This window comes from Streptomyces sp. NPDC057099, from assembly GCF_042671245.1.
GTDB lineage: Bacteria > Actinomycetota > Actinomycetes > Streptomycetales > Streptomycetaceae > Streptomyces > Streptomyces purpurascens.
This window is the reverse complement of sequence record NZ_JBHUTX010000022.1, coordinates 48,213-73,431: the sequence shown is the minus strand read 5'-3', so window position 1 is coordinate 73,431 and position 25,219 is coordinate 48,213. Positions and strand designations below refer to the sequence as shown.

Below are 25,219 nucleotides of genomic sequence, written 5' to 3'. Positions count from 1 at the left end.
CCGGCACCCACGCCCGTGACTCCCTCCCATCACTCCGGTGTTGCGTGAAGATCCAACCGCCAGTCCTGGCCGGTCAGGTCCTGGCCGAAGGAGCGGTGCGGCTTCTCCGCGACCAGGGCGAAGCCGTGGCGCTGGTAGATGCGGCGGGCCGCGCCGAGGATGTCGTTGGTCCACAGGAGGACCTCGCGGTAGCCGACCTCGCGGGCGAAGTCGACGAGGGCTCCCACCAGCCGGTCGCCGATGCCCAGGCCGCGTGCGTCGGGCTCGACGAGCAGCAGCCGGAGCCGGGCGGCCCCGGGCGCGTCGTCCCGTACGCACATCACGCACCCGACCGGCCGTCCGTCCAGCTCGGCGATCCAGGTGCGCTCCAGATGCGGGTCGTGGTCCTCACCGTAGTCCGCGACGATCCGGGCGACCAGGCCTTCGTAGTCGGCGTTGAAGCCGTACTCGGCGGCGTACAGCGCGGCGTTGCGCTGCACGATCCAGCCGAGGTCGCCGGGGGCGGGCTCGCGCAGGACGACGTCCTCGGGCCGGGGTGCCCGGCCGTCGCCGAGAAGCTCCCGGACGGTCCGCAGGGCCTCCCCCAGCCGGGGCCGGTCCTCGGCCCGCACGGTGTCCAGCAGCGACCCGACCGTCTCCTTCGCCCGCTCGTCGAGCAGCGCGGCGGCCTCGCGGCCGGGTGAGGTGAGGGTGATGCGGCGGCGGCGCGGATCCTTCTCGGACGGGCCGCGCTCGACCAGCCCGTCCTCCTCGAACTTGTTCAGGATCCGGCTCAGGTATCCGGCGTCCAGGTGCAGCTGGGCCCGCAGGTCGGCGGCGTCCGTGCGCGGCGCGTGGGCGAGTTCGTAGAGCACGCGGGACTCGGTGAGGGTGTAGGGGGCGTAGAGGTGCCGGCCGTAGTCGAGCGCGCCGATGACGTTCGTGTAGAAGCGGTTGAAGGAGCGGATGTCCTGGACGGTCATGGGCCACGACCCCCGTGTCGATCGTCGATAGTTGACTCAGTCAGAGATCTGCTGGGGCCGATCCTAGACGTCCAGGACTTCCGGGGCTAGCCCTCCGTCGGGGCCGTCGGCCGGTACACGCACACCTGGGCGCCGGTCTTTGCGGTGGTCGTGGAGACCAGTTCCATCGGGCGCTTCGCGCCGTCCCCGGGGAAGATCGTCTTGCCGCCGCCGAGGATCACCGGCATGACGATGAGCTGGAGCTCGTCGACCAGGCCCTCGGACAGCAGCGTCCGCACGAGCGTCGGGCTGCCCATCATCGCGAGGTCGCCGCCCTCGGTTTCGTGCAGCGCGCGGATCCGGGGCACGGCCTGGTCGCCGGGGATGAGGGAGGTGTTGTTCCAGGTGAGGTCGGCCTCGGCGAGCGTGCCGGAGACGACGTACTTCTTCAGGGAGTTCATCCGGTCGGCGAAGGGGTCCCCGGCCCGCTCGGGCCAGGCCCCCGCCATCGTCTGCCACGTACGCCGCCCGAACAGCAGTGCCTCGGCACTGCCGAGACCGGCGTCGAAGGCGCCGCCCAGCACCTCCTCGTCGAAGTACGGGTGCGACCAGCCGCCGTGCGCGAAGCCCCCGTCGGTGTCCTCCTGCGGCCCGCCGGGCGCCTGTACGACGCCGTCCAGGCTGATGAACTCGGTGATCACGATGCGCATGGGACTCACTCCGCTTTTCTCGCTCGGGCGATGACGGCACTGCAGACCGGCCAACGACGCGAAACTCATCGGCGCCGGGCACCCGGGGGCATTAGCGTCGGGCCATGGTGACCTCAAGGACGACGGCGGTGTACGACGAACACGCCGATTGGTACAACGCGTTGATGTCTCCGGCGGGCAGCGACTACATCCGCCGCGTCCATGCCACCCTCGCCGATCTGCTGGGCCGCGGCGACGGGAGCACCTGCCTCGACGTGTGCTGCGGCACCGGCGCCCACGCGCCGACCGTGGCCGCCCTGGGCTGGAGCCCGGTCGGGTTCGACCTCTCCCGCAACCAGCTGCGCCACGCCGCCCACCGCCTGCCCGTGGCCGTCGCCGACGCGACCGCACTCCCCCTGGCCGGCGGTTCGGTGCCCGCCGCGGTGTGCGTCCTCGCCAGCACGGACGTGCCCGACTACGCCGCCGTGCTCCGCGAGATCGGCCGCGTGCTGGCCCCCGGCGGCCGCTTCGTCCACCTCGGAGTGCACCCCTGCTTCGTCGGCGCCTTCGCCGACCGCCAGGACGCGTCCAGGGCGGTGATCGACGCCGGTTACGCGGACCGGTCCCACACCTTCGCCTCCTGGAACACCACCGGCGTCCGCGCCCGCCTCGGCGCCTGGCACATCCCCCTGGCCGACCTGCTCAACGGGTCGGTGACAGCGGGCCTGCGCATCGAACGGACGGTGGAGGCGGGCCCGGACGGGGTGCCGGATCTGTTCGGATTCACGGCGACTGTCAGCCCGTCCGGCGATTGAGGACGAGGCCGTTCAGGCCGAAGCGGGGGCCTGGGGGCGGCAGCCCCCAGGAGGGCCGGGCGGCGACGCCCAGCACCGGGAGTCTCGCGGCGCCCCCAGCAGGCCCGGACAGGAACCCCCAGCACCAGGAACCCCGCGGCACCCCCAGCAGGGCCCGGCAGCAACCCCCAGGACTAGGAATCCCGCGGAACCCCGGAGGACCCCCGCACCATCAATTCCCCCCGCACCGAAGCGATCCCCCCGGGCGGCGCCTCCTCACGCCCCATCGCGATCCGCCCGGCCCGCGCCCCGGCCTCCGCCAGCGGCAACCGGACCGTCGTGAGCGAAGGCACCGCGTCGATGCTGAAGGGGAGATCGTCGAAGCCGGCCACCGACACGTCCTCGGGGATCCGCCGCCCGGAGTCGCGCAGCGCCGCGCACGCCCCCAGCGCGACGGAGTCGTTCGCGGCGACGACCGCCGTCAGGGACGGGTCACGCCGGAGCAGCTCCAGCGTCGCCTCGTAGCCGGACCTGCGGTCGTAGCGGCCGTGCACCGTCCACCGGGGGTCCTCCTCGATGCCGTGCGCGGCCAGCGCGGCCCGGTGGCCTTCCAGGCGGTGGCGGGTCGTGGTCCGCTCCTCGGGGCCCGCGATGTAGCCGAGGCGCCGGTGGCCGAGGCCGATCAGGTGCTCGGTGAGTTCCTGCCCGCCGCCGCGGTTGTCGAAGGTCAGCGCGATCGCCCCGGTCTCGGGTGCCGGCGGCCGCCCGCACAGCACCACCCGCGTCCCCGCCTCCGTGAGCTTGCGCACCTTCGTGTCCATCGCCGTCTTGTGCGCCGCGTCCTCGATCGCCCCGCCGGTCAGCACCACGGCCGCCGCACGCTGCCGCTGCAGCAGCGTGAGATACGTCAGCTCCCGCTCCGGGGAGCCGCCCGTGTTGCAGACCACCGCGAGTCTCTCCCCGCCCGCACGGCCGCCCGGGCCGCCGATCTCGGCCTGGATCGCGCTCGCCATGATCCCGAAGAAGGGGTCGGCGATGTCGTTCACCAGGATCCCGACCAGGTCGGAGGTGGCGGCGGCCAGGGCGCTCGCGGGCCCGTTGAGCACGTAGTCCAGCTCGTCCACGGCCTTCAGCACCCGCTCGCGGGTGGAGGCGGCGACGGGATAGTTCCCGTTCAGCACGCGCGACACCGTCGCGGGCGAGACCTGCGCGCGGGCCGCCACGTCCGCCAGGGTCACCGTCATCTCGTCGTCCTCCGGTCGCGCATCTCGTCGTCGCCCTCGTACACACCCGGACCCATGACAACGGTTCCGAGCAGGCCAAGAGCCCCGGCCTCACCGAATCCATGGCCAAGGTTCCGACCAGACCTTAAGCCCCCGACCCCCGGTTGTTCGCCCCCTCGAACAACTCGTCCTGGTCACGGTCTTGTCCGGACCACGGTTCAGAGGCTAGCTTCTTCGCATGTAGAAAGCGCTTGCTGCAACGCTCACCAGTGGGCGTACGCGGCGCGACGACCGCGTACGAAGGGAACGACGTGACACGCAAGACGGTGCGTATCGCCATGAACGGCGTGACCGGGCGCATGGGCTACCGCCAGCACCTGGTCCGCTCCATCCTGGCCCTGCGCGAGCAGGGCGGCCTCGACCTCGGCGACGGCACCGTGCTGTGGCCCGAGCCGATCCTGGTCGGCCGCCGCGAGCACGCGCTGCGGGCGCTGGCGGAGCGGCACGGGCTGGAGCACGTCTCGACCGACCTGGACGCGGTCCTCGCCGACGAGACCGTGGACATCTACTTCGACTCCCAGGTCACCTCCGCCCGCGAGGAGGCCCTGAAGAAGGCGATCGCGGCCGGCAAGCACATCTACACCGAGAAGCCGACCGCCACCGGTCTCGCCGGCGCCCTGGACCTGGCCCGGCTGGCGGACGAGGCCGGCATCAAGCACGGCGTCGTCCAGGACAAGCTCTTCCTCCCCGGCCTGCTGAAGCTGAAGCGCCTCATCGACGGCGGCTTCTTCGGGCGGATCCTGTCCGTGCGCGGCGAGTTCGGCTACTGGGTCTTCGAGGGCGACTGGCAGGACGCCCAGCGCCCGTCCTGGAACTACCGCTCCGAGGACGGCGGCGGCATCGTCGTCGACATGTTCCCGCACTGGGAGTACGTGCTCCACGAGCTGTTCGGCCGTGTGAAGTCCGTCCAGGCCCTCACCGCCACCCACATCCCGCAGCGCTGGGACGAGAACGGCAAGCCGTACGACGCCACCGCCGACGACGCCGCGTACGGCGTCTTCGAGCTGGAGGGCGGCGCCATCGCCCAGATCAACTCCTCCTGGGCCGTGCGCGTCAACCGCGACGAGCTGGTGGAGTTCCAGGTGGACGGCACGGAGGGCTCGGCCGTGGCGGGCCTGCGCAACTGCCGCGTCCAGCACCGCTCGGCCACCCCCAAGCCGGTCTGGAACCCGGACATCCCCGCCACGGAGGTCTTCCGCGACCAGTGGCAGGAGGTTCCGGACAACGCCGAGTTCGACAACGGCTTCAAGGCCCAGTGGGAGCTGTTCCTGCGGCACGTCTACGCCGACGCCCCCTACCACTGGGACCTGCTGGCCGGTGCCCGCGGCGTCCAGCTCGCCGAGCTGGGGCTCGCGTCCTCGGCCGAGGGCCGTCGTATCGACGTACCGGAGATCTCCCTGTGACCATCCAGCTCCCGGACACGAGCGGGGCCTTGAGGGCGTACGAGCCCCGCCAGGAACCCCTTGCGCTCACCACCGGTTCCCCGTTCACCTCCCGCACGGTCTTCTCGGCGGCGCACGTCGTCGCCGACCCGTTCGCGGACGTGTCCCCCGACTCGCCCGCCGCCGTCGACTGGGACGCCACCCTCGCCTTCCGCCGCCATCTGTGGTCGCACGGGCTGGGCGTCGCCGAGGCCATGGACACCGCGCAGCGCGGCATGGGCCTGGACTGGGCGGGCGCGGCGGAGCTGATCCGCCGGTCGGCGGCCGAGGCCAAGTCGGTGGGCGGTCGTATCGCCTGCGGCGTGGGCACCGACCAGCTCACCGGCCCGGCGACCCTCGCCGAGGTCCGCGCGGCCTACGAGGAGCAGCTCGCGCTCGTGGAGGCCTCCGGCGCCCAGGCCATCCTGATGGCGTCCCGGGCGCTCGCGGCGGCCGCCTCCGGCCCCGAGGACTACCTGGAGGTCTACGGCCGGCTGCTCCGCCAGTCCGCCGAACCGGTCGTGCTGCACTGGCTCGGCCCGATGTTCGACCCGGCACTGGAGGGCTACTGGGGCTCGTCCGACCTGGACGCGGCGACGGACACCTTCCTCGAGGTCATCGCCGCGCACCCCGACAAGGTCGACGGCATCAAGGTCTCGCTGCTGGACGCCCAGCGCGAGGTCGATCTGCGCCGCCGGCTGCCGCAGGGCGTGCGCTGCTACACCGGCGACGACTTCAACTACCCCGAGCTGATCGCGGGCGACGAGCAGGGCTTCAGCCACGCCCTGCTCGGCATCTTCGACCCGCTGGGTCCGCTGGCGGCGGAAGCGGTCCGGGTGCTCGACACCGGGGACGTCGCGGGATTCCGCGCGCTCCTCGACCCGACGGTCGAGCTCTCCCGCCACCTCTTCCAGACGCCGACCCGCTTCTACAAGACGGGCGTGGTGTTCCTGGCCTGGCTCGCGGGCCACCAGTCACACTTCACGATGGTCGGCGGGCTGCAGTCGGCCCGCTCGCTCCCGCACTTCGCGAAGGCCTACGAACTCGCCGACGGTCTCGGTCTGTTCCCCGACCCGAAGCTGGCGCAGGAGCGGATGAAGAACCTGCTGTCCCTGTACGGGGTGGACCAGTGACCGAGCTCGCGCGATTCTCCATCAACCAGATGACGGTCAAGCAGCTGTCGATGCCGGAACTGGTCGACTCCTGCCGTGAGTCGGGCGTCGCCAACGTCGGCCTGTGGCGCGAGCCGGTCCAGACGTACGGTCTGGAGGCCACAGCCAAGCTGGTCCGGGACGCGGGCCTGACGGTGACAACGTTGTGCCGGGGCGGCTTCTTCACGGCGATCGACCCGCGGGAGCGGGCCGAGGCCCTGGCCGACAACCGGCGCGCGATCGACGAGGCGGCGACGCTCGGCACGGACACGCTGGTCCTGGTCTCGGGCGGCCTCCCGGCCGGCTCGAAGGATCTGCACGGGGCGCGGGAGCGGATCGCGGACGCGCTGGCCGAACTGGGGCCGTACGCCGAGGAGCACGGCGTACGCCTGGCCATCGAGCCGCTCCACCCGATGTACGCCTCCGACCGCTGCGTGGTGTCGACGCTGGCGCAGGCCCTGGACCTGGCCGAACGGTTCCCGGCCCAGCAGGTCGGGGTCACCGTCGACACGTACCACATCTGGTGGGACGACACGGCCCCCGCGCAGATCGCCCGCGCGGGCGCGTCCGGCCGCATCCACACCTTCCAGCTCGCCGACTGGACGACTCCCCTGCCGGAGGGCGTGCTGACCGGCCGGGGCCAGATCGGTGACGGCGCGATCGACATGCGGGAGTGGCAGCGGTACGTGGAGGACGCCGGGTACACCGGCGCCATCGAAGTGGAGCTGTTCAACGACGGCTTGTGGGCACGCGACGGCCGCGAGGTGCTGGCCGAGACGGCTGCGAGGTTCGTCGAACACACCTTGTGATCCAGCCCTGAACCGCGCCCACGCCGCCCCGCCCGGATGCCCCGGGCGGGGCGGCGGCCGTGTGCGGGGGCCGGGGGAAGCCGGACGTCAGCGCCACCCCGCCCACCAGCAGCGCCGCCGCGCACCAGCGCAGCGGGCTCACCGGCTCCCCCAGGAACAGGGCCGCCGACGACATCCCGAAGACGGGGACCAGGAGGGAGAACGGGGCCACCGTGGAGGCGGGGTGGTGGCGCAGGAGCAGGCCCCATACGCCGAAGCCGAAGACGGTCGTGATCCAGGCGACGTAGACGACCGTGCCCGCGCCCTGCCAGTCCATCGCGCGCAGGGCCGCCAGGTCACGGGACGGGCCCTCCACGAGGAGGGAGAGGGCCAGCAGGGGCAGGACCGGGACGGTGCTCACCCAGACCATGAAGTTGAGGGAGTCGGGGGGTGCCGCCTTGCGGGTGAGGACGTTCGAGGCGCCCCAGCAGGCCGCCGCCGCGACGACCAGCGCGAAGGCGCCGAGCGGGCCCGAGGTGCCCTCGTCGACGGCCGCCACGGCGATCCCGGCCAGGGCGATCAGCATGCCCAGCAGCCGGACGCGGGAGGGCCGTTCGCCGAGGGTGAGGGCGGCGATGGCCGCCGTGAAGACGGCCTGTATCTGCAGGACCAGGGACGACAGACCGGCCGGCATCCCCGCGTCCATGCCGACGAACAGCAGGCCGAACTTCGCCACGCCCAGGACCAGGCCGACCGCCACGATCCACTTCCACGCCACCTTCGGGCGCCCCACGAAGAACACCGCGGGCAGGGCCGCCGCGAGGAAGCGCAGGGCCGAGAAGAGCAGGGGCGGGAAGTGGTCGAGTCCGATCTCGATGACCGTGAAGTTGACGCCCCAGACGGCGGCGACCAGCACGGCGAGGGCGAGGTGTGAGGGGCGCATGCCGTGAGCATCGCGTCCGGCGACCGTGAAGCACCAGCGATGATTGCTGCAGAGTTGGATGAAGCATCGCTGAACCATGGAAGTGGGGAGTCCCATGCTCGACCTCCAGCGGCTGCGCGCCCTGCACGCCGTCTCCGTGCACGGCACCGTCGGGGCCGCCGCCGTCGCGCTCGGGTACACGCCCTCGGCGGTGTCCCAGCAGATCGCCAAGCTGGAGCGGGAGACGCGGACCGTGCTGCTGGAGCGGGAGGGGCGGGGCGTCCGACTCACCGACGAGGCCCGGCAACTGGCCGCGACCGCCAAGGAGTTGCTGGCCATCGTGGAGCGGGCGGAGACCGATCTGGAGGAGCGGCGGGGGCTGCCTGCCGGACGGCTGACCGTCGCCGCGTTCGCGTCGGCGGCGCGCGGGCTGCTGCCGGGCGTGCTGGCCGAACTGGGCCGCAGGCACCCGGCCCTGGACGCCCGGCTCACCGAGGTCGACCCGCATCTGTCCGTCGACCTCGTGGCGAAGGGAGCCGTCGACCTCGCCGTGGCGCACGACTGGGACATCGCGCCGCTGCCCGCCCCGCCGGGCGTGGAACAGGCGTACATCGGGGACGACCTGTGCGATCTGCTCGTACCCGAGGGGCATCCCTTCGCCGGGCGTACGGCCGTACGGCGGGAGGAGCTGGGCGGTGAGCGGTGGATCTGCCAGCCGCCGGGGCGGGTCTGCCACGACTGGCTGCTGCGGACGCTGCGCACGGCCGGGCACGAGCCGGACATCGTCCACCAGGCCGAGGAGAATCCGACGCTCGTCGCCCTCGTCGCGGCCGGGCTCGGGGTCGCGCTGATCCCCCGGCTGGGGCGCGGGGCCCTGCCCGCCGGGGTGGTGGAGGTGCCGCTCGATCCCATGCCGGTGCGGCGGCTGTACGCGCTGTGGCGGACGGGGGCGGCACGGCGTCCGGCCATCGCGGAGACCGTGCGGGCACTGGGCGAGCAGTGGCCGAACGTGTCGGCTCACACGCCCCGTTGAGTCACCGGTTCACCTTGAGTACCGACTTCCGGAAATCCGGCCCGCGCCGGGAACCCGGTCCGGATCCGGCCCGTCCAATGCGCAGGCCCCCGGAGAGTCACCACGGTGCGGTGTCGGCCCTCGCTCCTGGCTGCGATCGCTGACCACCCTCTCCGCCGTACCGCGACCGGCGGCCCCACCGCCACCGGCGCGTCCCCCTCCAACCGCGCCGGTGGCGGCCCCTGTGCGGTTACTGTGCATTCCCTTGACTGGCAGAAACTTCCCGGTTATTGGTGACTTCTTGGAAGTTTCCTTCAGCGGATCCGAGCGGATCACCTCCGGAAGGAGCGCACGTGCACGACACCGGCACGGGAAGCACGGGAAGCACGGGAAACACCGCACAGCCCTCCAGACGCACCGTTCTCGCGGCCACGGCCGGGGTCACCGCGGGTCTCGCGGCCGCCGGGCCCTCGTACGCGGCCGACTCCTCGGACGACACGCGACTGCGCGCTCTCGTCTCGCGGATGACGCTGGAGGAGAAGGTCGGCCAGCTCTTCGTGATGCGGGTCTACGGCCACTCCGCCACCGCCCCCGACCAGGCCGACATCGACGCCAACCTCAAGGAGATCGGGGTCCGTACGGCCGCCGAACTGGTCGCGAAGTACCGGGTCGGCGGCATCATCTACTTCGCCTGGGCGCACAACACCCGCGAGCCGCACCAGATCGCCGACCTCTCCAACGGCATCCAGCGGGCTTCCCTGGGACTGCCCCGCGGGCTGCCCGTGCTCATCTCCACCGACCAGGAGCACGGGATCGTCGCCCGGGTGGGGAAGCCCGCGACGCTCTTCCCGGGGGCCATGGCCGTCGGGGCGGGCCGGTCGCGGTCCGATGCCCGGGCGCTCGGCCGGATCGCGGGTGCCGAGTTGCGGGCGATGGGCATCCGGCAGGACTACTCCCCCGTGGCCGACGTGAACGTCAACCCGGCCAACCCGGTCATCGGCGTACGGTCCTTCGGCGCCGACCCGCGGGCCGTGGCCGGGCTGGTGGCCGCCGAGGTCGCCGGGTACCAGGGCTCCGGGGTCGCCGCGACCGCCAAGCACTTCCCCGGGCACGGGGACACCAACGTCGACAGCCACACCGGCTTCCCCACCATCACGCACAGCCGGGAGGTCTGGGAGAAGCTGGACGCACCGCCCTTCCGGGCTGCCATCGCCGCCGGCATCGACTCGATCATGACCGCCCATCTGATGGTCCCGGCCCTCGACGACTCCGGCGACCCGGCGACCCTCTCCCGCCCCATCCTCACCGGCATCCTGCGCGAGCGGCTCGGCTACGACGGGGTCGTGGTCACCGACTCCCTCGGCATGGAGGGCGTACGGACCAAGTACGGCGATGCCCGGGTGCCGGTGCTCGCGCTGAAGGCGGGCGTGGACCAACTGCTCAACCCGCCGAATCTGGACCTGGCCTGGAACGCCGTTCTGACGGCCGTGCGTGAGGGCGAGCTGACGGAGGCGCGGCTCGACGAATCGATCCTGCGGGTGCTGCGGCTGAAGGCGAAGCTCGGGCTGTTCCGTTCGCCGTACGTCAGTCAGGGCGGCGTCGACCGGACCGTGGGCATCCGTACGCATCTGAAGGCGGCCGACCGGATCGCCGAGCGGACGACCACCCTGCTCGTCAACGAGGGCCGGCTGCTGCCGCTGTCCCGGCGCCGCCATCCCAAGGTGCTCGTGGTCGGGGCCGATCCGGCCTCGCCGTCGGGGACGACCGGTCCGCCCACGGGCGTGCTCGCGGGTGCGCTGTCGGAACTCGGCTTCACCGCCACCGCCCTGTCGACCGGCACCGCGCCCTCCGCGGCGACCATCGCCAAGGCGGTCGCGGCAGCCCGGGACGTGGACGCCGTGGTGGTGGCCACCTACAACGTCACGGCGAGCAGCAGCCAGAAGGCGCTGGTCGAGCAGCTCGTGGCGACCGGGAGGCCGGTCGTGGCGGTCGCCATCCGCAACCCGTACGACATCGCCCAGCTGCCGTCCGTCCCGGCCTGTCTCGCCGCCTACTCCTGGACGGACGTCGAACTGCGGGCCGCCGCCCGGGTGATCGCGGGCCGGGTCAAGCCACGCGGGAAACTGCCGGTCGCCGTCCAGCGGGCGGATGATCCGGAGCAGGTGCTGTACCCGATCGGACACGGTCTGTCGTACTAGACGTACGCCACGGACCGGGCGCACCACCCCCAATGTGCGCAAACCACCCCATGTGCCTGGCGTGCGCCCTTGATCGCGGGTCACGCTGGGTCAGGGCCCCCAGGGCCCTGAGCACACAGGGGGACGGCAATGCGCAAGACGGGTTCGGTGGGGGTGGTGGGCGGGCTGCTTCTGCTGGTCGCGCTGCTGGTGGGGTGTCAGAGTCCGTCGGCGGGGGTGGCGGAGGACGGCCGGCTGGGCGAGCCGGCGACGGGGACGAGTACCGCGGTCTCACCGTCGCCGACCCGGACGTCCGGGTACGGGGCGGTGTTCCTCGCGGTCGACGAGTGCAGTTCGTTCGGTACGACGAGCTTCACCGAGGTGCCGTGCACCGGCGAGCGGGCGGCGGCGCGGGTCGTGGCGCGGCACGACGGCGCGGTGCGGGACGGGCCGCGCTGCCCCGCGGCCACGGACTTCGTGCTGCACATCAGCGAGCAGCGGCCCGCGTCCGACGAGGACGGCGACGGGGCGGTGCCGCGCGGCTACGCCTGTATGCGCAACCTCCAGCCGCCGCACCCCGGCGACCCGGGCGGCGGGGGCGGTCCGCGCACCGTCGTCGGCGACTGCGTCTACAGCTCCGGCGACGGACAGGTCCGCGAGACCGCCTGCGACGGGACGGGCGAGCGGCAGCCGGAGTACCGGGTGACCCGGGCGGTCGCCGGACGGGCCGACTGCCCCGGCTCGACCGCGCTGTACGTCCGGCTCGGCGGCGATCGGCCCGTGGGGTGCGCCCGGCCGCTGTGAGCGACGGCCGGGCACACTCACCGCGTTACGGCCGCAGCGTCATCTCCCGCTGCGTCTCCCGCTTGTCGAGCTTGGCGTCGAACTTCGCCAGCGGCTTCGCCGCCTGCGGGTCTGCCTGCACCGCGCCGGAGGCGACACCGGCCCAGTCGAGGATGCGGGCGGTGGCGAGGGCCTTCTGCTCGGGCACGAGGCCCGCGACGTTGGCCCCGTGGTTCATGCCCGGAGCGGTCATGACGTAGGAGTCCTTCGCGCCCTTGCCGACGTGGAACGGCTCGGCGCCCCACGGGTCGTTCTCGCCGTAGACGAAGAGCATCTGCCGGGCGTTGTGCCGGACCCAGGTGTCGACGTCCCGCATCGCCCCCGGCTGGAACTTCATCGGGATGTCACGCGGGACGAAGTTGCGGGGCGGCTGGTAGCCGTAGCGGATGTACTTCTTCTCGATGTGCGGGAAGCCGATCGTCGGCGCGCCGAGCTGCGTGCCGGCCTGGTAGTAGTACGGCGTGTAGGTCGTCAGGCCCTGGTCGGCGTAGGCGGAGAAGCCGGAGATCGTGTCGACGGAGGTCCAGATGTCGTCGTCGGTGGCGTTCCTGGCGTCGGCCGGGATCTGGTCGCAGTCCTTCAGCAGGCTGTACTGCCAGTAGCCCCACACGTAGTCGAGGACGGTCGCCTCGTAGGCCTTGTCCAGGCTGCCGATGGTCTCGAAGGTGAGGCCCTCCTCCTTCGCGTAGGCCGCGTACTTCTTCTCCAGCGGCTCGCGGCGGACCAGTGCCTCGCGCTGCACGGCGTTCAGCCGGTCGCGGCACTCCTTGGTGCCGACGCGGGCGAAGAAGCGGTCGTAGGCCGCGTCCCGGTCGTTCACGACGTCGTTGGGGGCGACGTAGGCGACGACGCCGTCCATGTCGCGCGGGTAGAAGCGCTCGTAGTAGGTGGCGGTCATGCCGCCCTTCGAACCGCCCGTGGAGAGCCACTTCTTGCCGTAGACGCTCTTCAGGGCCTTGAAGACGCGGTGCTGGTCGCTGGCCGCCTGCCAGATGTCCAGCTTGGACCAGTTGGCCGGGTCGGGGCGGGACGGGGTGAAGAAGCGGTACTCCAGGGAGACCTGGTTGCCGTCCACGATCTGGGTGGGCTCGCTGCGGCGGGGCGTGGTGGAGACGTTGTAGCCGCTGGTGAAGAACACCGTCGGGCGGGCGACGTCCTTGTGCAGCACGGTGATGCGCTGCTGGAACGTGCCCTTGGACGGCTTCCGGTGGTCGACCGGCTGGGTGTAGTTCAGGACGAAGAAGCGGTAGCCGGTGTACGGCTTCTCCTCGACCAGGCTCATGCCCGGTACGGCAAGCAGCCTCTCCTTGATGTCAGTGGTGCTGCCGGTGCCGGTGGCCTCCGGCTCGGCGGCGGTGGCCGCTGACGCCGTGCTCACTGTGCCTATGAGCACCGTGAGCGCCAGCAGCCATCTGAGCGCCTTGCGCATGCGCACTCCCCTGTGAGACAGATGTGCGCCGGAAGCTAGCGGACCAACTCACCGGAGCACCAGGGGACATAGGGAAAACCCTGTGCGCGGGCGGGGAATCAGCACAGGATCCAGCCGGTGCTGACGGACTTGGGGCCGACCCTGCCCTTGAGCCAGACGCAGCGGCGTCCGGCGTGCACGGTGACCGGGCCGGCGAGGTAGGAGTACTTGCCCTCGTCGACGACCGGCCGGTTGCCGCGCGCCTGCACGCTCACCGACATCTTCCGCTTCGTGCCGGGCTTCTTGGCCACGGTCACGGCGCAGACGTAGCCGCCGCGCTTGTAGACGTACACGGTGCCGGTGGAGAACGGCAGGGTGCGGACCTTGCGGCCGGGGCAGGACGCGGAGCCGGCGGCCTGCGCCTCGCCCGGTGCCGCCACGGCGAGCAAGCCGGAGGCGGTCAGCACGGCCAGGCCGAGCGCGAGCCGCCGGCGTATCGCTCCACTGTCCACTGTTGTCCTCCCGTACCGCGTCGTGCGCGACCATCGGCGTATGGCTGTACGGACGCATGACGTATGTCGGACGGTTGCACGACCGTAACGAAGACGCCCTCGCCGGGTGCCCGTCAGCGGGACACCCCGACCGGCTCCTCCGGCTCGGCGGCGCCGATGAAGGTCCGCCACAGGTCGGCGTACCGGCCGCCGCGCGCGAGCAGCTCGTCGTGGGTGCCGTCCTCGATGACCGTGCCGTGGTCCATGACGACGACCCGGTCGGCGCGTGCGGCGGTGGTGAGGCGGTGGGCGACGACGAGGGTCGTACGGCGGCCCGCGAGGCGGTCGGTGGCCTGGTTGACCTGGGCCTCCGTGGCCAGGTCCAGTGCGGCCGTCGCCTCGTCGAGGAGCAGGACGTCCGGGTCGACCAGCTCGGCACGGGCCAGGGCGATCAGCTGCCGCTGACCGGCGGACAGATTGCGGCCGCGCTCGGCGACCTCGTGGAGATAGCCGCCGTCCAGCGTGGCGATCATGTCGTGCGCGCCGACCGCACGGGCCGCCGCCTCGACCTCGGCGTCGGTCGCGTCCGGGCGGCCGTAGGCGATGGCGTCACGGACGGTCCCCTGGAAGAGGTACGCCTCCTGCGGGACGACCCCGAGACGGTGCCGGTACGAGGTGAGGTCCAGGGACCGCAGATCGGTGCCGTCGACGGTGACCCGGCCGCCGGTCGGGTCGTAGAAGCGGGCCACGAGCTTGACCAGGGTCGACTTGCCGGCGCCGGTCTCGCCGACGAAGGCGACGGTCTGCCCGGCCGGGATGCGCAGGTCGACTCCGCCCAGGGCTTCTTCGTCGTCACCGTACGCGAAGTGCACGTCCTCGAAGGCGATCTCGCCGCGCAGGGAGAGGACCTCCAGGGGTTCGTCGGCGGACTTCGTCGACGTCGGCTCCTGGAGCAGCTCCTGGATGCGGCCCAGCGAGACGGTCGCCTGCTGGTAGCCGTCGAAGACCTGGGAGAGCTGCTGCACGGGCGCGAAGAACAGGTCGATGTAGAGCAGGTACGCCACCAGTGAGCCGATCGCCAGCGTGCCGTCGTCGACCCGGGCGCCGCCGATGATCAGCACGGCCGCCGCCGCCACCGACGACAGGAACTGCACGAACGGGAAGTAGATCGAGATCAGCCACTGGCCCCGGATGCGCGCCTGGCGGTAGTCGGCGCTGCGCCCGGCGAACCGCAGCCCGCCGTCCCGCTCACGCCGGAAGGCCTGCACGATCCGCAGCCCCGACACCGACTCCTGGAGGTCGGCGTTGACCACCGACACCCGCTCACGGGCCAGTTCGTACGCCTTCACACTCGCCCGGCGGAAGAAGAACGTGGCGATGATCAGCGGCGGCAGCGTCGCGAAGACGACCAGCGCGAGCTCCACGTCGATCACCAGCAGGGCGACCATGATGCCGAAGAAGGTGACGACCGAGACGAAGGCCGTGACCAGGCCCGTCTGGAGGAACGTCGACAGCGCGTCGACGTCGGTCGTCATCCGGGTCATGATCCGGCCGGTCAGCTCCCGCTCGTAGTAGTCGAGCCCGAGGCGCTGGAGCTGGGCGAAGATCTTCAGGCGGAGCGAGTACAGGACCCGCTCGCCGGTACGGCCGGTCATCCGGGTCTCACCGATCTGCGCCGCCCATTGCACGACCACCGTGAGCAGCCCGAGCAGGGCGGCCGCCCAGACGGCGCCGAGCGCGGCCTGGGTGACGCCGGAGTCGATGCCGTGCCGGATCAGCACGGGCAGCAGCAGGCCCATGCCCGCGTCGGTGGCGACCAGGGCGAGGCTGACCAGCAGCGGCAGCCCGAAGCCGCGCAGCAGCCGGCGCAGGCCGTAGGACTCCTCGGGCTGGACGGCACGCGACTCGTCGATGTCGGGGACGCCGGTGGCCGGGGGCAGCGCCTCGACCTGGGCGAGCAGCTCGGGGGTGGCGGGGCTCTCGGCGAGGGCGAGGTCCTTGCGCTCGCGGTCGCCGGTCCACAGCCGTGGCGTGACCCCGCGCTCGGCGTCGAACTCCGCGTCCAGTTCGTCCCGGACGGAGGTGTCCTCCTGGGGGCAGGCCGGCGGGGTGTGGCCCGGGGAGACCGCGCCCAGCTCGTCGGGGTCGGTGAGCAGCCGCCGGTAGAGGGCGGAGCGGCGCTGGAGCTCGTCGTGGGTGCCGATGTCCGCGAGCCGGCCGCCGTCCAGGACGGCGATGCGGTCGGCGAGGTTCAGGGTGGAGCGGCGGTGGGCGATCAGCAGGGTCGTACGGCCCCGCATGACGCCCTTCAGCGCCTCGTGGATCTCGTGCTCGACCCGGGCGTCCACGGCGGAGGTGGCGTCGTCCAGGACGAGCAGACGCGGGTCGGTGAGGATCGCGCGGGCGAGGGCGACGCGCTGGCGCTGGCCGCCGGAGAGGGTGAGGCCGTGTTCGCCGACGGTGGTGTCGTAGCCGTCGGGGAGTTCCCTGATGAAACGGTCCGCCTGGGCGGCTCGGGCGGCCTTCTCGATCTCCTCCTGGGTGGCGTCCGGGCGGCCGTAGGCGATGTTGTCGCGGACCGTGTCCGAGAAGAGGAACGAGTCCTCTGGGACCAGCCCGATCGCGGCCCGCAGCGACTCGAGGGACAGCTCGCGCACATCGTGCCCGCCGACCAGGACGGCACCGCGCGTGACGTCGTAGAAGCGCGGCAGGAGGAGGGAGACGGTGGACTTGCCGGAGCCGGAGGAGCCGACGACGGCGAGGGTCTCGCCGGGGCGGATCTCGAAGGAGAGCCCGTCGAGGACGGGGCGGTCGGCTTCATAACCGAAGGAGACGTCGTCGAACTCGACGGTCGCCGGGGCGTCGGCGGGGAGCTCTTTGGAGCCGTCTTGGAGGGAGGGCTCGGTGTCGATCAGCTCCAGGACCCGTTCGGTACCGGCCCGGGCCTGCTGGCCGACGGTGAGGACCACGGCGAGCATGCGGACCGGGCCGACCAGCTGGGCGAGGTAGGTCGAGAAAGCGACGAACGTGCCGAGCGTGATGTGCCCGCGTACCGCCAGCCAGCCGCCGAGCGCCAGCATCGCGACCTGGCCGAGGGCGGGGACGGCCTGGAGGGCCGGGGTGTAGACCGAGTTCAGACGGACGGTGCGCAACCGGCCCGCGAAGAGCCTGCGGCCGACCTCCCTGAGCTTGCCGGTCTCCTGCTCCTCCTGCCCGAAGCCCTTCACCACGCGGACGCCGCTGACGGCGCCGTCGACCACGCCCGCGACGGCGGCGGCCTGGGCCTGGGCGTACCAGGTGGAGGGGTGCAGCCGGGTGCGGCTGCGCTTCGCGATGTAGGCGAGGGCGGGGGCGACGGCCAGGGCGACGAGGGTGAGCGGCCAGGACAGCCAGGCCATGATCACCAGGGAGATCAGGAAGAGCAGGAAGTTCCCGATGGTCATCGGGAGCATGAACAGCAGGCCCTGGATCAGCTGGAGGTCACTGGTGGCCCGGCCGACGACCTGGCCGGTGGACAGCTCGTCCTGGCGGCGGCCGTCGAGCCGGGTGATCGTGCCGTACATCTCCGTGCGCAGGTCGTGCTGGACGTCCAGGGCGAGGCGGCCGCCGTAGTAGCGGCGGATGTAGGTGAGGACGTAGACGACCAGGGCGGCGGCGATCAGGAGGCCGGCCCAGGTGGTCATGTCCCTGGTGTGGTCGCTGATGACGTCGTCGATGATCACCTTGGTGATCAGGGGGACGAGGGCCATGACGGCCATGCCCGCCAGGGAGGAGCCGAGGGCGAGTACGACGTCCTTCGGGTGGCGCCATGCGTAGGCCCACAGTCGTCGTGCCCATCCCCGTTTCGGTGTCACACCAGTGCCTTCCAGTCGTCCTGAGCTGCCGGAAGACACCAACGCGGTTGGGGGCGGATTTCATCCCGCCGTGCGCCCCTGGGCGGATGCCCGTACGCGCAAGTAGTAGAAGCGGGTCGTCTGAGCTGGGTTTTCGTTGTCGTCGCTGGCGAGCAGGACCTTCAGGGTGTTCTTCGTGCGGCCCGTGATCGCCATGGCCTCGATGTTGTCGAGGAGGGGGTTCGGCTGGGGCTGCTTGGCCGTGGCGCCCAGGGTGGGGCAGGTGGCGAGGTCGGTGAGCAGGGTCTTCTTCATGGCGTGACGGGGATCGGCCAGGTAGAGGCGGACCGTGTTGCCCACGCCGGAGGTGAAGCCGCGTTCCAGGACCAGGAGGCGGCCGTCGGGGGTGGCCTGGATCTCGGAGACGCCGAGGCCGGGGTCGGTGCGGTAGGCGTACTGGCGTCCGAGCCGGAAGTGGCCCCGGTGGCGGTCCCAGGTCTGGAAGCGGACCGTGTCGGCGCTGTCGCCGGAGAGCGGATACTCCATGGAGGCGACCAGGGTGCGACCGCCGGGCAGCAGGGTCAGGCCCTCGAAGGTGCCGTTGGGCCGGGCACGGCCCGCGGGGGTCACGCGCAGGTCGTCCGGGACCGGGAGACGGTCGAGGATCGTGCCGGTGCGGGAGTGGCGGCGGATGGAGGGCTCGGTCTCCGAGGTGACCAGGCGGGTGCCGTCCCGGTCGACGACCAGGCCCTCGGAGTCGAGCGCGGCCCCGGTCTCGTCGGTGAGCGGGAGGACGGAGCGGGGCTTCAGCGTCCTCGCGTCCAGGCGGAAGAGCGACGAGCGGTCGGAGAGGGCGGCCAGTGAGCCGTCGCCGCCGACCGCGAGCGCGGAGATGTTGCCGACGAAGGTGTCCTCGTACGCCGTCTTGTCGAGCGCGTCGGAGAAGCGGTCGATGGAGACGGACGGAGAGCAGGCGTGCGAGGCCTTCGAGGCCTGCGAGGTGTGTGCCTGGGCGGGGCCGGCGGCGGTCAGGCAGGTGGCCGCCGTCAGGCCTGCGGTGAGAAGGGCGAGACGGGTTCTCAGGGGCATGGGCGTCACCGTAGGACGGGCCGGTGACGCCGGGTAGGCCGCGGGGTGAAGGGTCAGCTCGCCGCGAGGTCCTTGTGGATGACCTTGGCCACGGCCTGGATGGTGGTGATGCCGTAGTTCATCGTGCTGTTGCCGTGGGTGAGCACCGTCATCACGTAGTCGTGGCCGCCGCCCTTGAACGCGCCGACGCTGTGCACCCGCCAGCCGTTCGTGGAGCGCTGCAGCCAGCCGTTCTTGACGGCCACGGTGACGCCCGAGGGCACCCCGTACGGCGTTCCCCAGCGCTGGGACGAGACCACCTGGCCCATCAACTTCACGATGTAGGAACGGGAGTTGTCGCTCAGGACCGCGTTCTTGGCGGTGAGGAGCTTCAGCAGCTTCTGCTCGTCGGTGACGGTGATCTGGGTCAGGCCCCAGTAGCCGTTCGCGCCGGGCTTGGTCTGGGTCATACCGGCGGCACTGAGGAAGCCCTTGATCTTCGTCATGCCGAGCTGCTTCCACAGCGTGGAGGTCGCCGCGTTGTCCGACTTGGTGATCATCGCCTTGGCGAGGGAGTTCTCGCGGTCGGTGAGATACCGGTTCGTCTTCTTCGCGTCCCAGAGCAGGGCGGCCAGAACAGTCACCTTGACGACGCTGGCCGAGTCGTAGGCGGAACTGGCGCGCAGCGTGCAGGTGGTGTTGGTACTGCGGTCGTAGAGGCCGACGGCGACCGTGCCCTTGCGGCCGGCCAGCGCGGCGGTGATGTCCTTCTTCAGCTTGGCGGCCAGGCCTGCCTTGGCCGAACTGCAGGTCACGGTCGGCGTGGCAGCGGCGGCGGGCGTGGCGGCGGCGATGAGCGGCACGAGCACACCCGTACCCACGGCCGCCGCCAGCACTCTCGCGCGGCGGGATATCCCAGAAGTCATGCACCCTTGACTCGCGGACCAGGGGCAAAGGTTGTAGGCCTTGGTGAAGGCTTGTACGAGTCGTTATCGGGAGGCGGAAAGTCTGGCGCCCCTGCTCTCCGCGATGCGGTGAACGTCACGCAGCGCCGTGATCGGCGAGCATGTCGGTGGCGTGGTCCAGGAGTCGGGCGGCCATATCCAGTTGCACGCACTCGATGTCGTCGGCCACGCGGGAGAGGTAGCAGGTCCCGTCGCCGACGAGGTAACAGGGCTTGCCTCCCTGACCGGACCAGGGGAGCAGTCTCATGGTGTCGGCCTGGCCGCCGCCGGTCACGCGGTCATCCCCACGCTGCGGATGACCCGCCGGGCTTCCGTCGGAGGTCGGTTACCCACCGCAAGGCGATGACGGCCCAGGCCGGGTAGCAGCAACCGCAGCAGCGGCTCGACGAGACGGGCGATACGGTGACTCATGTCTTCAACTCCGTAGGGTCGTTGATGGCCACGCAGAGTCCAGGCATTTGTCGCAAGGGAGTGGCCATGACCAGCACGTACGGTGACTGGCTCAAGCGGCAGCGCGAGGCGACGGCATCCTGCAGACGGAGAGGTACGTACGTGCGGTCCTGAGCACCGCCTTCCCCCCGTGGTGTGGGCGCGGCTGGACGAGGCAGTGCTGCGCCGCCCGGTCGGTGTCCAGGAGGTCATGGCGGAACAGCTCGTGCACATCGTCCGCTTGGTCGAGGCCGAGCGTGTGATGTGGTTCGAGTCTCAGCGGCTGGCGCAAGTCGTCGTACAGCGGGAACGACGGAGGCAGCTGCGTCGAGGTGCTGGACGACTACGGATCAGGCCTTCCGGTCCGGGACTCCAAGAACCCGAAGGGCCCGGCGTTGGTCTTTGGCTCTGATGGTTGGTCGTCGTTTGTCGCCGCCATCAAACAGCACCTCTACTAAACCCTGAGCACTCTCCCCTCTCTCGTTCACATGTCGCTCATTCGAGCGCATCAATGGCAACTGCCTCCCACGTGCTCACGCTTTAAGAAGGATGGGTGGCATGAGCCCGGGATTCTCGTACCTGCACGACCCTCACAGCACGGGGCACGTGATCGCCACAGTGCGCACTCTCATGCGCACCGACGGCCTGAATGTTTCTCTGGCGGCCATCGCCCGTAGCTGCGGCACGTCACGCAACTTCCTCTATTCCAACTGGAAGTCGGCCACCGCGCTGCACCTGCTCGCGCTCAGGACGGAACTGGCGCACGCCTTCGACACAGCTCGGCGCGCCTGTCCCAGCGACGGCACCGTCACAGGAATCACCCACCATCTGACCGAAGTGGCGCGCACCATCCGTCGCCATCCGACCACGGCCGCCGTCGCCCGCTCCTCCCCAGGTGCGTTCACGACCGCGCACAGCGTGATCGAGGGCCCACTGGTACAGATCGCGACGGAACGGATCAGCGATCTGCTCCACCCGCTCTCCCCGCACGGCGGGGTCTGGGGCGACGCCGCGCTGAACACCAGGCCCTGGAAGATCCTCTGGATCGGCCGCCCCACCGCCCTCTGCCCCGAAGCCGCCGGCAACCAGGCCTGGGAGGAGACGCTGGACAGCGTCTTCGCCCAGCTGCTGCAAGACCTGCTCGCCCCTTGGAGCACATCCCCGTAACGCTCCGGCCGGAGGATCATCCACAGCCTGCTCCCAGACAGGACACAGTCCGCCCCCATCGGCGGTGTGCATCGTGCAAGGGTGACATCTGCCACCGAACCCCAGATCCGCACCGCCGAGCCCGCCGCGCCCCCGCCCGGGGGCACCGCCGCCCCGCGCTGGTCGCTGCCCGCGCTGCTCGCGATCCTCGCCCTGGCCGCGGTGCTCTACTCCTGGAACCTGTCCGGCTCCAGCCTCAACAGCTTCTACAGCGCGGCCGTGCTGAGCGGCACGCAGAGCTGGAAGGCGTGGTTCTTCGGCTCGCTGGACGCGGGTAACTTCCTCACCGTCGACAAGCCGCCGTTCGCCCTGATGATCATGGGCCTGTCGTGCCGGGTCTTCGGTTACGGCACCTGGCAGATGATGCTGCCGATGGTCCTGGTCGCGCTGGCGACGATCTGGATCGTGCACGCCTCGGTGAAGCGGGTGTGGGGCCACGGCGCGGCGACGGTGGCCGCGCTGGTCCTGGCCCTGACCCCGATCACGGTCGCCATCAACCGTGACAACAACCCCGACACCCTGCTGGTGTTCCTGATGGCCGGAGGGGCGGCGCTCGCCCTGCGGGCCGTCCGCAACGGCAAGTTGTCGCCGTTGGTCGGCTCCGCGGTCTGCTTCGGCCTCGCCTTCAACACGAAGATGCTGCAGGGGTACATCGCGCTGCCCGCCGTCTTCGCGGTCTACCTGTACGCGGCGAAGCCGAAGCTCGTGAGGCGCGTCGTCAACCTCCTCGTCGCGGGTGTCGCGCTGGCCGTGTCCAGCTTCTGGTGGGCGGCGGCGGTCTCTCTCGTCCCGGCCGACGACCGCCCCTACATCGGCGGTTCGACGGACGGCACGGCCTGGGACCTGATCATGGGCTACAACGGCCTGGGCCGGATCCTGGGCGGCGAGGGCAACGGCGGAGGCGGCGGTGGCGGAGGCGGAGGCGGCGGCTTCTCCGGTACCGCGGGGGTCGGCCGCCTCTTCAACGACATCCTCGGCGGCCAGATCTCCTGGCTGATCCCGTTCGCGGCCATCGCCTGCGTCGGCGGACTGGTGCTGTGCGGCCGCGCCCCGCGCACCGACCTCACCCGCGCCGCACTGCTGCTGTGGGGCGGCTGGACCGCCCTGCACTACCTCACCTTCGCCATGGCCGAGGGCACGATGCACCCGTACTACACGACCGCGCTCGCCCCCGGCATCGCAGCGCTGTGCGGAGGCGGCGGTGTGATGCTGCTGCGCGCGTTCCGCGCCGACAAGCGGTGGGCGTGGGTGCTGCCGGCCGGGCTGGGCATCACGGCCGTCTGGGCTGTCGTACTCCTGCGGCGGGCCTCGGGCTGGAACACCTGGCTGTGGCCGGCGATCGCCGTGGTCATGGCGCTGGCGATCGTGGGACTGCTCGTCTTCCGGTCCGCGTCCGGGACCCGGGTACGGCTGCTGGCGGTATCCGTGGTGGCGGCGGTCGTCGCCGCCGTGGCGGGTCCGGCGGCGTACGCCTGGTCGGTGCCGTCCGGTTCGGGCGGCGGCATGGGCGGTACGAACCCGACCGCGGGCCCGTCGACGGGCAGTGGCTTCGGCGGGCCCGGGGGCGGCGGCGGTGGCGGTGGCGGCCGGGGATTCCCGGGCGGTTCCGGTGACGGCATGCCGGGCGGCAATGGCGGTGGCGGTGGCCAGCAGGGCGGGAATGCCCAGGCGGGTGGCGGCAACGCGCAGGCCGGTGGGGGATTCCCGGGTGGCGAGATGCCGTCCGGCGGGCAGGCCCCCGGCGGCAGCGGCGGTGCGGGAGGCACGCCCCCGAACGGCACCGGCGACGGCAGCGGCAGCGGTACGGCCGAGAGCGGCTCGAGCGGTCAGCCCGGCGGCATGGGCGGCGCGAGCAGCGAGCTCATCTCGTATCTGAAGAAGCACCAGGACGGCGCGAAGTGGCTGCTGGCCGTGTCCAGTTCGCAGGGCGCCGCCCAGCTGATCGTGAGCAGCGGGGAGCCCGTCATCTCCATGTGGGGCTGGTCCGGCTCCGACAAGGCGATGACCCTGGCCAAGCTCAAGGAGCTGGTGAAGAGCGGCGAGCTGCACTACATCCAGCTCGGCGGCCGCATGGGCGGCGGCCCCGGTGGCGGCAGCAGTGTCGGCTCCGAGGTCACCGCGTGGGTGCAGAAGCACGGCACGGCGGTGAAGGAGAGCGCGTACAGCAAGACCGCGACCTCCGGCTCCGACTCCTCGTCGCAGTCGAGCCAGTCGGCGATCTACCGCCTGGACCCGTCCGACGTCAGCTGATCGCACACAACTCCGAATGAACGGCCCCCGACCCCTCGGTCAGGGGCCGTTCCCCTGTCCCCGATCATGGACACCGGTGTCCGGCGAACGGGTGAAGGGAAACGCAGGCGTGGGCTACTGCCTGGAGATGAGCACCGGCGACATGCGGACGGTGGTGCGGCTGCTCACCGCGGTGGAGCGGACCGAGCGGCAGGAGCACACGCTCGCCCGGGTGCGTACGGAGTGCGAGCGGACCGACATCCGGTTCCAGGAGCAGGGCATCGACCTCGACGTCTCCATCGCCCGGGCCCTGGAGGAGCTGATCGAGGGCACCCCGAGCACCGACCTCTGCCCCTCGTACAGCTACGCCTTCTACCAGGCGGTCGCGGCGCACTTCTCCGACCCGACCGACCTCGGACAGTGGCGGCGGCCTACGTGGTTCCACGCCATGGACGACGAACTGGCCCGGCACGGCGTGCCGTCCGACCTGCTCCCCGGCACGTTCCTGTTCGGCGGCCCGCCGCTGCGCCTCCCCCACCCCGGCGACGCGGTGCCCGCCATCGGGACCCTGCCGGCCCAGCGGGCCGGGGCCCTCGCCGACGCCTACGGGTCCGTGCTCGACCGTCTCGATCCCGAGTACCGCGACGCGGCCCGCCGGTTCGCCGAGGTCATGCGGTTCGAGGCGGAGGAGTGGGAGAGTGCGCGGAAGCTCGGGACGAACCCGGACACGATCCTCTTCTGGTTCCACTGACCACTGCGGGAACTCTTGACGCCGCCTTTCCCATCGGGATACTTGCGGTCGACAGCGCGCCAACTGCCGTGTCAGCGGGCCGAGTTCGTCTCTTCCGATCTGATACCGCCAACGGTTCCGCATGTCCGAGATCCCGAACGCCGTACGAGGTTTCGCCCCACGCGTCACGGCCACCCCCACAGGAGGATCCCCCATGAGCCCACGCAAGGCAGTCGTCGCCGCCTTGGCCGCCGCACTGCTGGCCGGCCCCGGCGTCGCCGCCCAGGCCGCCACCCCGCAGACGCAGACCACCGCGGCCCCCGCCCCGGCCCGCGACCGCGCCGCGGCGGCCACCATCACCTGGTCCCTGGTCCGCGCGAGCAACCCCACCGAGGACCAGCGCTCGGCCTACGACCTGATCACCAGGGCCATGAACGCGGCCGTGGCCCGCTACAACAACCTCAGCGACCTGGGCAAGACCCTCACCGTCCGCTACGAGCCGGGCGTCCCCACCGCCGACGGCAACATCAACGGGACGATCCGCTTCGGCAGCAACCGCAGCTACATGAACGAACGGACGGCCCTGCACGAGATCTCCCACACCATCGGCGTGGGCACCAGCTCGGGCTGGTCCCGCCTCGGCGGCAGCGGCACCTGGACGGGCGGACAGGCCACCGCCCTCGTCAGGCAGTACGACGGCTCCGGGGCCAAGATCTCCACCGGCGGCGGGCACTTCTGGCCCTACGGCCTGAACTACGACAACGAGTGGTCGGCCACGGCGGCCGACCGGCACGTCCACATCGTCGCCGCGATGGTCCGCGACGGCCTGTAGGCCCGGC

General features: G+C 71.5%; 21 protein-coding genes and 2 pseudogenes. 13 read left to right on the top strand and 10 right to left on the bottom strand.

What is annotated here, in order from left to right:
• Positions 1–29: 29 nt before the first annotated feature.
• Together ACFT4A_RS25135 and ACFT4A_RS25130 are read right to left on the bottom strand one after the other, a co-directional pair.
• The gene (locus ACFT4A_RS25135) at positions 30–962 is read right to left on the bottom strand and encodes a GNAT family N-acetyltransferase (protein WP_382833665.1); all 933 of its coding nucleotides are present in this window, start codon (positions 960–962) and stop codon (positions 30–32) included.
• A gap of 86 nt (positions 963–1,048) precedes the next feature.
• On the bottom strand, positions 1,049–1,651 hold the full coding sequence (locus ACFT4A_RS25130; RefSeq protein WP_382833662.1) for a dihydrofolate reductase family protein: 603 nt from the start codon (positions 1,649–1,651) through the stop codon (positions 1,049–1,051).
• A 104-nt stretch (positions 1,652–1,755) separates the two neighbouring features.
• Between ACFT4A_RS25130 and ACFT4A_RS25125 the strand changes: the two genes are divergently transcribed.
• Positions 1,756–2,445, top strand: a complete 690-nt coding sequence (locus ACFT4A_RS25125) for a class I SAM-dependent methyltransferase (RefSeq protein WP_382833659.1) — start codon at positions 1,756–1,758, stop codon at positions 2,443–2,445.
• Positions 2,446–2,618: 173 nt separating this feature from the next.
• Here ACFT4A_RS25125 and ACFT4A_RS25120 read toward each other — a convergent pair whose 3' ends face one another.
• Positions 2,619–3,668: a LacI family DNA-binding transcriptional regulator gene (locus ACFT4A_RS25120; protein ID WP_382833656.1), complete on the bottom strand. Its 1,050-nt coding sequence runs from the start codon at positions 3,666–3,668 to the stop codon at positions 2,619–2,621.
• 290 nt (positions 3,669–3,958) lie between these two features.
• Between ACFT4A_RS25120 and ACFT4A_RS25115 the strand changes: the two genes are divergently transcribed.
• Genes ACFT4A_RS25115 through ACFT4A_RS25105 form a run of 3 tightly spaced genes read left to right on the top strand, consistent with a single transcriptional unit; the run spans position 3,959 to position 7,088 of the window.
• Positions 3,959–5,110, top strand: coding sequence for a Gfo/Idh/MocA family protein (locus ACFT4A_RS25115; protein WP_382833654.1), 1,152 nt, complete (start codon positions 3,959–3,961; stop codon positions 5,108–5,110).
• Positions 5,107–6,261, top strand: a complete 1,155-nt coding sequence (locus ACFT4A_RS25110; protein ID WP_382833651.1) for a dihydrodipicolinate synthase family protein — start codon at positions 5,107–5,109, stop codon at positions 6,259–6,261. The genes ACFT4A_RS25115 and ACFT4A_RS25110 overlap by 4 nt, the downstream gene beginning before the upstream one ends.
• The gene (locus ACFT4A_RS25105; RefSeq protein WP_382833648.1) at positions 6,258–7,088 is read left to right on the top strand and encodes a sugar phosphate isomerase/epimerase family protein; all 831 of its coding nucleotides are present in this window, start codon (positions 6,258–6,260) and stop codon (positions 7,086–7,088) included. Before ACFT4A_RS25110 ends, ACFT4A_RS25105 begins: the two co-directional genes overlap by 4 nt.
• Here the strand turns inward: ACFT4A_RS25105 and ACFT4A_RS25100 are convergent.
• Positions 7,009–8,010, bottom strand: a complete 1,002-nt coding sequence (locus ACFT4A_RS25100) for an EamA family transporter (RefSeq protein ID WP_382833645.1) — start codon at positions 8,008–8,010, stop codon at positions 7,009–7,011. The two genes, ACFT4A_RS25105 and ACFT4A_RS25100, sit on opposite strands and share 80 nt — an antisense overlap.
• A 94-nt stretch (positions 8,011–8,104) precedes the next feature.
• Here ACFT4A_RS25100 and ACFT4A_RS25095 point away from each other — a divergent pair, with 94 nt between their 5' ends.
• The 3 genes from ACFT4A_RS25095 (at position 8,105) to ACFT4A_RS25085 (ending at position 11,982) form a co-directional block, all read left to right on the top strand.
• Positions 8,105–9,022 (top strand): LysR family transcriptional regulator, encoded by a 918-nt coding sequence (locus ACFT4A_RS25095; RefSeq protein WP_382833642.1) that lies wholly within the window; start codon positions 8,105–8,107, stop codon positions 9,020–9,022.
• A gap of 332 nt (positions 9,023–9,354) precedes the next feature.
• Positions 9,355–11,199, top strand: coding sequence for a glycoside hydrolase family 3 protein (locus tag ACFT4A_RS25090; RefSeq protein ID WP_382833639.1), 1,845 nt, complete (start codon positions 9,355–9,357; stop codon positions 11,197–11,199).
• A gap of 129 nt (positions 11,200–11,328) precedes the next feature.
• Positions 11,329–11,982, top strand: a complete 654-nt coding sequence (locus ACFT4A_RS25085) for a hypothetical protein (RefSeq protein ID WP_382833637.1) — start codon at positions 11,329–11,331, stop codon at positions 11,980–11,982.
• Positions 11,983–12,007: 25 nt separating this feature from the next.
• Here ACFT4A_RS25085 and ACFT4A_RS25080 read toward each other — a convergent pair whose 3' ends face one another.
• The 6 genes from ACFT4A_RS25080 to ACFT4A_RS25055 form a co-directional block, all read right to left on the bottom strand.
• Positions 12,008–13,450 (bottom strand): S28 family serine protease, encoded by a 1,443-nt coding sequence (locus ACFT4A_RS25080; protein ID WP_382833634.1) that lies wholly within the window; start codon positions 13,448–13,450, stop codon positions 12,008–12,010.
• A gap of 98 nt (positions 13,451–13,548) precedes the next feature.
• Positions 13,549–13,941, bottom strand: a complete 393-nt coding sequence (locus ACFT4A_RS25075; protein ID WP_382833630.1) for a hypothetical protein — start codon at positions 13,939–13,941, stop codon at positions 13,549–13,551.
• Between the two features lie 113 nt (positions 13,942–14,054).
• A complete protein-coding gene (locus ACFT4A_RS25070; protein ID WP_382833627.1) occupies positions 14,055–17,774 on the bottom strand; it encodes an ABC transporter ATP-binding protein in 3,720 nt (1,239 codons plus the stop codon).
• A 60-nt stretch (positions 17,775–17,834) separates the two neighbouring features.
• Complete coding sequence (locus tag ACFT4A_RS25065) at positions 17,835–18,842, bottom strand: esterase-like activity of phytase family protein (protein ID WP_382833624.1); 1,008 nt, start codon at positions 18,840–18,842, stop codon at positions 17,835–17,837.
• Positions 18,843–18,895: 53 nt separating this feature from the next.
• The gene (locus tag ACFT4A_RS25060) at positions 18,896–19,747 is read right to left on the bottom strand and encodes a serine hydrolase (RefSeq protein ID WP_382833621.1); all 852 of its coding nucleotides are present in this window, start codon (positions 19,745–19,747) and stop codon (positions 18,896–18,898) included.
• A gap of 115 nt (positions 19,748–19,862) precedes the next feature.
• The gene (locus ACFT4A_RS25055; protein WP_382833619.1) at positions 19,863–20,033 is read right to left on the bottom strand and encodes a hypothetical protein; all 171 of its coding nucleotides are present in this window, start codon (positions 20,031–20,033) and stop codon (positions 19,863–19,865) included.
• A gap of 277 nt (positions 20,034–20,310) precedes the next feature.
• Here ACFT4A_RS25055 and ACFT4A_RS25050 point away from each other — a divergent pair.
• From ACFT4A_RS25050 to ACFT4A_RS25025, 6 genes and pseudogenes are all read left to right on the top strand, one after another.
• Positions 20,311–20,477: pseudogene (locus tag ACFT4A_RS25050) on the top strand (Scr1 family TA system antitoxin-like transcriptional regulator); the annotation flags it as partial.
• Between the two features lie 7 nt (positions 20,478–20,484).
• Positions 20,485–20,673 (top strand): annotated as a pseudogene (locus ACFT4A_RS25045) (DUF397 domain-containing protein); the annotation flags it as partial.
• A 100-nt stretch (positions 20,674–20,773) separates the two neighbouring features.
• Positions 20,774–21,382, top strand: a complete 609-nt coding sequence (locus ACFT4A_RS25040) for a hypothetical protein (RefSeq protein WP_382833617.1) — start codon at positions 20,774–20,776, stop codon at positions 21,380–21,382.
• An 81-nt stretch (positions 21,383–21,463) separates the two neighbouring features.
• Positions 21,464–23,671: an ArnT family glycosyltransferase gene (locus ACFT4A_RS25035; protein ID WP_382833614.1), complete on the top strand. Its 2,208-nt coding sequence runs from the start codon at positions 21,464–21,466 to the stop codon at positions 23,669–23,671.
• 127 nt (positions 23,672–23,798) lie between these two features.
• Positions 23,799–24,401: a hypothetical protein gene (locus ACFT4A_RS25030; protein ID WP_382833611.1), complete on the top strand. Its 603-nt coding sequence runs from the start codon at positions 23,799–23,801 to the stop codon at positions 24,399–24,401.
• Between the two features lie 193 nt (positions 24,402–24,594).
• The gene (locus tag ACFT4A_RS25025) at positions 24,595–25,212 is read left to right on the top strand and encodes a hypothetical protein (protein ID WP_382833608.1); all 618 of its coding nucleotides are present in this window, start codon (positions 24,595–24,597) and stop codon (positions 25,210–25,212) included.
• Positions 25,213–25,219: the final 7 nt, after the last annotated feature.